This is a genomic window from Modestobacter sp. SYSU DS0511 (assembly GCF_054050755.1).
Genome location: NZ_JBJGZY010000066.1, coordinates 1 through 6,334, shown reverse-complemented (window position 1 = coordinate 6,334; position 6,334 = coordinate 1). Strand labels below are relative to the sequence as shown.

Sequence of the window (6,334 nt, the reverse complement as noted above, 5' to 3'; positions counted from 1 at the left end):
TAGCACGAGTGTAATGGTTGTGTGGTGAAGCGGGGGTTGGTTAAAAACCCCCCCCCCCCCCCCGGCCGGGGGGGGCGCCCCCCCCCCGGCCCCCCCCCCTCTCGCGTGCCGGCTCAGACCGGCTCGTCGTAGTCGATGAGCAACCGGCCGTCGTCGCCGCGCACCAGGGTGATCCGGTGCTGCTCGGGGAACCTGTCGCCGTCGGGCTCCACGTACGTCACCGGCGCGCTGGCCGACAGGGACCCGTCCTCGGCCCGCACCTCACCCAGGCGCACGTCGCTGAACCGGTTCCAGAAGCGCACGTAGGCCTCGCGGCTGCCGATCGCGGCCCGCAACCGTGGCCCGGTGCGCTCCCACGCGGCCTGCGGGTTCTCCGGCAGCAGCGCGTAGTAGGAGCGCACGGCGTCCCGCACGGCGGCGGCGCTGTCCGGTGCGGGCGGTGCCGGCTCGCTGGTCCGCGGCGGAGCCGGCTCGCTGGTCTCCGGAGCCGGCTCGCTGGTCTCCGGGGGCGCCTCGCTAGTGGCCGGCGGGGGCTCCTCTGCCATCGCCGGGGGCTCCTCCGTCGTCGTCGCCGGGGGCTCCTCTGCCGTCGGCGGGGGCTCCTCGGTCGGCGGTGCCGGCGCCTCGGAGGTGGGGTCCGGTGCCGGCTCGCTGCTCTCCGCCACCGGGGCGGGGTCCCCCTCGCCGTCCCGTCCGGCCAGCGCGAAACCGCCGCCGACCAGCCCACCGACGACCAGCAGCGCGAGCAGCGCCACCAGGGCCCGCCGGAGCGTCCGCCGGCGGGGAGCCGGTGGCGCGCCGCCGGCCGGCCGGGCGCCGGTCGGCGGCCCGGCGGGCGGGGTGTTCGGGGTCGACGACGCGGCGGCCGAGATCGGTGGCGCCGGCCCCCCTGCGGGGGCGGGCAGCGGCCGGCCGTCGTCGTCCACCGCCCGCAGGTCGGCCATCGTCGGCGGCAGCGGCGTCCGGGCGGCGAGCACCTCGGTGACGTCGCCGTCCTTGCCGGCCACCAGCCGGGCCAGCTGGTCGCGGACCTGGGTCATCGAGGGGCGCTTGCGCGGGTCGGAGTTCAGCATCCGCATCAGCGGCCGGCCGAGCGCCCCGGCGTGCCGCGGCCGGGAGAAGTCCCCGCTGGCCACCCGGTGGAGCATCTCCAGCGGGTTCTCGGTCATCCCGAACGGCGGGGTGCCCTCCAGGCAGGCGTGGAGCGTGGCGCCCAGGGAGAAGACGTCGCTGGCCTGGTTCGGCTCCTGGCCGCGCGCCACCTCGGGCGCGAGGTAGGCCGGGGTGCCCTTGACCACCCCGGTCTGGGTCAGCGACACGTCGCCGGTGGCCCGGGAGATGCCGAAGTCGGTGATCTTGACCAGGCCCTCGCTGCGCTCGCCCTCGCCGATCAGCACGTTGCCCGGTTTGACGTCCCGGTGCACCACCCCAGCGGCGTGCACCGCCGCCAGTGCGTCGGCCACCTGGGCACCGATCTGGGCGACCTGGGTCACCGGCAGCGTGCCGCTGGTCTGCAGCACCTGAGCCAGGCTGCGCGAGGGCAGGTACTCCATCACCAGCCAGGGCGTGCCGCCGTCGTCGACCATGTCGTAGACGGCGACGGCGTGCGGGTGGGTCAGCCGGGCGGCGATCCGCCCCTCGCGCATCGCCGCCTCGCGGTGGCCGGCGGTGACCTCAGGGTCGCTGCCGGCCGGGATGAGCACCTGCTTGACCGCGACGTCGCGGCCCAGCAGCTCGTCGCGGGCCAGCCACACCGCGCCCATCGAGCCGCCGCCGAGCCGCGCGCGCAGCAGGTAGCGGCCGGCCACCCGTGAGCCAGGAGCGGTCACCGGTGCCGTCCCGCGCAGAGCTGCCCGTGCACTGGGGTCAGGCGGAGGCCGGGGCCCCGTACCGGCGGGCGTACTCGGCCTGGGCCCCTTCGGGCAGGGCGTCGTACAGCTCGCCCAGCTCGCTCAGCGACGCCTCGGGCAGCTCGTCGAACAGCTGCGACCAGCTCGGGGGCTCCTCGTGGCTGCGGGTGAGCAGAAGCTCCCACGCCCGGGTCTGCCGGTCGCGCTGGGCGCGCTCGGCGACCATGCCGGAGAGGTAGGTGTCCTTCGCGGCGTCCTTCTCCGCCCGCGTCGCGTCGGCCGGGAGGTTGCTCGGATCGGTCTCCTGCAGGGCGGTGACGATCGCCGCCACCACCTCGGGACGCACCTGCTCGGTCTCGCTCATCGGGCTCCTCCCGGTCGCTGCGGCTCCCGGCGGTCGCCCTCCGGTGTGGCTCACTCAACCACCCTCCCGGTGTGCCGGCCGGGCGGGTCGGAGGGCGGCGGCTGACGCACGCACGGCTGCCCGGTAGACTGCCCGGCACTGGAGGATTCGCCTAGTGGCCTATGGCGCTCGCTTGGAAAGCGGGTTGGGTGCAAGCCCTCGGGAGTTCGAATCTCCCATCCTCCGCAGGTAGAGCGCCGTCACGGCGCCGAGCATCAGGGCTCCCCCGGCCAGCGCGGTCGGGGTGAGCCGCTCGCCGAGCACCGCGGTGGCCAGCGCCGTCGCGGTCAGCGGCTCGAGCAGCGTCACGATCGAGGCGATCGCCGCGGGCACGGTCCGCACCCCGGTGAAGAACAGGCCGTAGGCCAGCGCGCTGGGCACCAGGCCCAGGTAGACCAGCGTGCCCAGCGCCAGCGGGTCGCCGGTCAGGTCCAGGCCGGCGGCCAGCGCCACCGGGGTGAGCAGCAGCGCACCGAGGGTGAACCCTGCCGTCGTCGTCGGCACGCCGTCGGGCACCCCGGCCGAGGCCAGCACCACCCCGGCGTACGCCACCGCGCAGCCCACCGCGGCGAGCGCACCCAGCAGCACCGTGTCCCCGGCGTCCGCGCCGGCCGACACCCCGACCAGCAGCACCAGCCCGACCAGCGCCACCGCCAGGGCGGCCATCGTCGCCCGGTCGGGCCGGCCCTGCCCGAGCACCGCCCCGCCGATCGCGACCAGCAGCGGCGCGAGGCCGAGCGCGACCAGGGTGGCGATGCTCACGCCGGCCGTGGCGACCGCGGCGAAGTAGGCGCTCTGGTACACCGCCAGGCACGTGCCGACCAGCACCAGCCGGGTGCGCACCCGTGCGGTCAGCGGCGGCCGCGGGGTGGGCCGCCGCCGGCGGGTCAGCACGTGCACGGCCAGCAGGGCGGCCGCGCCGATCGCCATCCGGTGCCAGGCGATGTCGAGCGGGTCGAGGCCGGTCCGCCGGGCGACCAGGTCGCCGCTCACCCCGGACGTGCCCCAGCACACAGCCGCGAGGACGACGAGGGCGAAGCCGCGGGCCGACTGGGGCGGCGCAGCCGTGAGCATGGCGCGAGAGCCTAGCCGCGGGCCGGAGGGGCGGCAGCCGGGCGCCCGGCGTCCTCTACAGTGGGACCCGACCCCTCGTACGGCGTCACCCTGTGAACCTCCCCAGGGCCGGAAGGCAGCAAGGATAAGCAGGCTCTGGCGGGTGTGCGGGGGGTCCCTTTCGTTCTCCCAGCCTCCTCCCAGGTCGGTGCGGTGCACTGACCGCACGCCCGAGGAGGGGAGCCGGTCATGGCCCGTCGTCGCACCTGGTGGATCGTTCTCGCAGCCGTGCTCGTGGTGGCCGGGGCCGTCGTCGGCCCGCTGGTCTACGCCGCACTGCAGGACGACGCCCCGCCCGCGCCCACCGTGCAGGCCCAGCCGCAGGACCCCGAGCTGACCGGCTCCCCGGTCACCGTGCCGGTGACCGGGGAGCTCACGCTGGCCGGCACGACCCGGCCGGTGACCACCGAGCTCTCCGTCGTCCGCACCGCCGACGGTGTCGAGGTCTCCGGCGCGGTGCCGGTGGTCTTCGCCGACTTCGGCATCGAGCCGCCGAACCTGGGCTTCGTCCGGGTCGAGGACTCCGGCGCGGTCGAGCTGTTCCTCCGCCTGACCCAGTGACGTCCGGGCCTCGTCCAGAGGCTCGCCCCGGACGTCGGTGCCGGCACGTAACCTCGCGGCGTGGCTCTGGCGCTCTACCGCAAGTACCGCCCGGCGACCTTCGCCGAGGTGGTCGGGCAGGAGCACGTCACCACCCCGCTGGTGAACGCCGTCGACGGGGGGCGGATCAACCACGCCTACCTGTTCAGCGGCCCGCGCGGGTGCGGCAAGACCTCCTCGGCGCGGATCCTGGCCCGCTCGCTGAACTGCGAGCAGGGGCCGACGTCGACCCCGTGCGGCGTCTGCGGCTCGTGCGTCTCCCTGGCCCCCGACGGTCCCGGGTCGATCGACGTCATCGAGATCGACGCGGCCAGCCACGGTGGCGTCGACGACGCCCGTGAGCTGCGCGAGCGCGCGTTCTTCGCCCCGGTGCACAGCCGCTACAAGGTCTACATCGTCGACGAGGCGCACATGGTCACCACGCAGGGCTTCAACGCCCTGCTGAAGGTGGTCGAGGAGCCGCCGGAGTTCCTGGTCTTCGTCTTCGCCACGACGGAGCCGGAGAAGGTGCTGCCGACCATCCGGTCGCGTACCCACCACTACCCGTTCCGGCTGGTGCCGCCGAGCACCCTGCGCGGGCTGCTGGAGCGGACCTGCGCCGCCGAGGGCGTGCAGGTCGAGCCGACGGTCTTCCCGCTGGTGGTGCGGGCCGGCGGCGGATCGGTGCGCGACTCGCTGTCGATCCTGGACCAGTTGCTGGCCGGCGCCGGCGAGGACGGCGTCACCTACCGCGAGGCGGTGGGCCTGCTCGGCGTCACCGACGAGGCGCTGCTCGACGAGACCGTCGACGCGCTGGCCGCCTCCGACGCCCCGGGGGTGTTCCAGGCCGTCGACCGCGTGGTGGAGGCCGGGCACGACCCACGGCGGTTCGCCACCGACCTGCTCGACCGGCTGCGCGACCTGATCGTGCTGAACGCCGTCCCCGAGGCCGGGGGCAACGGGCTGCTCGACTGCCCGCCCGACCGGCTCGACCTGATGACCCGCCAGGCGCAGGCGCTGGGCGCAGCCACGCTGTCCCGGCTGGCCGACACGGTGCACGAGGGCCTCACCGAGATGCGCGGGACGACGGCGCCGCGGCTGCTGCTGGAGCTGGTCTGCGCCCGGATGCTGCTGCCCGGCGTCGACGGCTCGGCCACCGCCACCCTGCAGCGCCTCGAGCGGCTGGAGCGGCGGATGTCCATCGCCGGTGAGCACGCCGGCCGGCCGGTCGAGTCGGTCGCCGCGCCGGCCCGCGAGGCCGCCGCGCCCGTGCGCGAGGCGCCGGCTCCGGCGCGCGAGGTCGCTGCACCGGTGCGCGAGCCCGCGGCGGAGGCCGCGGGGTCCCGCCCGGCATACGTCCGTCCGTCCCAGCGCTCGGCCGAGCCGGCACGGGCCGCGACGCCCGCTCCTGCGGCCGAGCGGCCGGCCCCGGCTCCGGCTGCAGCTGCCCCGGCTCCGGCTGCGCCGAAGGTCGAGGAGGGCGCGGACGGCTGGCCGGTGACCGCGCGTCCGGGCTCGGGTGCGTCCGCGCGTCCGGCCGCGGCCGCGCCGCCCACCCCAGCAGCACCCGCCGCCGCGCCGGAGGAGCGCCGGCGACCCGCCGCGACCGGCGAGCCGGACATCCCGCTGCCGCCGGAGCCCACCGACGACGAGGACTGGCCGCAGCCGAGCCGGCCGGCGGCGCCCGCGAGCCGGCCCGCGCCCCAGCGCGCGGCAGCGGAGTCCGCCCCGGCGCCGCGGGGTGGCGAGCCGACGCCGGTCGTCTCGGCCACGCCGGAGCCGGGCGCCGACGACGGTCAGCTGACCACCGCCGACGTCCGGCGGATCTGGCCGGAGTTGATGGCCGTGGTCAAGCGGCACAAGCGCACCACCGAGGCGCTGCTGAAGAACGCCCAGGTGCACGACCTGGCGGCCGGCACGCTCACGCTGAGCACCACCTCCCCGGCGCTGGCCCGGCGGATCGGCGACGACCTGAACAAGGACGTGCTGCGTTCCGCGCTGGAGGAGCTGCTGGGCGTGCGCTGGAAGGTGCAGGCCGTCGTCGACCAGCCCGGCGCCCCGGCTCCGGGGAGCCCGCCGGTCACCCCGGAGGCCGCCCGGGCTGCCGCCGCGGCGGCGGAGACCGCCGAGGCGGCCGAGCTGATGGCCGAGCGCGACGCCGCCCCCGGCTCGGACGAGCACACCCCGGCCGTCGACGCCGAGCAGGCCGCGCTGGCGCTGCTGCGCGCCCAGCTCGGCGCCCGGCCGATCGACAGCTGAGCCCCCGGGAGCTGCTCCCCGCACAGTCGTGGGGGGGGGGGGGGGGGGGGGGGGGGGGGGGGGGGGGGGGGGGGGGGGGGGGGGGGGGGGGGGGGGGGGGGGGGGGGGGGGGGGGGGGGGGGGGGGGGGG

At 76.8% G+C, this 6,334-nt stretch carries 4 protein-coding genes, 1 tRNA gene, 1 other RNA gene and 1 pseudogene; 4 read left to right on the top strand and 3 right to left on the bottom strand.

Annotated elements, in window-relative coordinates; all coding sequences use genetic code 11:
- Positions 1–113: 113 nt before the first annotated feature.
- Positions 114–1,829 (bottom strand): serine/threonine-protein kinase, encoded by a 1,716-nt coding sequence (locus ACI783_RS19575; protein ID WP_457142000.1) that lies wholly within the window; start codon positions 1,827–1,829, stop codon positions 114–116.
- Between the two features lie 37 nt (positions 1,830–1,866).
- A complete protein-coding gene (locus ACI783_RS19570; RefSeq protein WP_457141999.1) occupies positions 1,867–2,214 on the bottom strand; it encodes a hypothetical protein in 348 nt (115 codons plus the stop codon).
- A 140-nt stretch (positions 2,215–2,354) separates the two neighbouring features.
- On the opposite strand from ACI783_RS19570, the gene ACI783_RS19565 reads away from it, so the two are divergent.
- A tRNA-Ser gene (locus tag ACI783_RS19565) sits at positions 2,355–2,439 on the top strand.
- Positions 2,440–2,505: 66 nt separating this feature from the next.
- Here the strand turns inward: ACI783_RS19565 and ACI783_RS19560 are convergent.
- A pseudogene (locus ACI783_RS19560) lies at positions 2,506–3,327 on the bottom strand (DMT family transporter); the annotation flags it as partial.
- Positions 3,328–3,393: 66 nt separating this feature from the next.
- On the opposite strand from ACI783_RS19560, the gene ffs reads away from it, so the two are divergent.
- The 3 genes from ffs to ACI783_RS19545 all read left to right on the top strand — a co-directional run bounded on the left by ffs (position 3,394) and on the right by ACI783_RS19545 (position 6,204).
- An RNA gene (ffs, locus tag ACI783_RS19555) (signal recognition particle sRNA small type) lies at positions 3,394–3,489 on the top strand.
- A gap of 66 nt (positions 3,490–3,555) precedes the next feature.
- Positions 3,556–3,927 (top strand): YceI family protein, encoded by a 372-nt coding sequence (locus tag ACI783_RS19550; protein WP_457141998.1) that lies wholly within the window; start codon positions 3,556–3,558, stop codon positions 3,925–3,927.
- Positions 3,928–3,987: 60 nt separating this feature from the next.
- The gene (locus ACI783_RS19545) at positions 3,988–6,204 is read left to right on the top strand and encodes a DNA polymerase III subunit gamma and tau (protein WP_457141997.1); all 2,217 of its coding nucleotides are present in this window, start codon (positions 3,988–3,990) and stop codon (positions 6,202–6,204) included.
- Positions 6,205–6,334 lie beyond the last annotated feature (130 nt).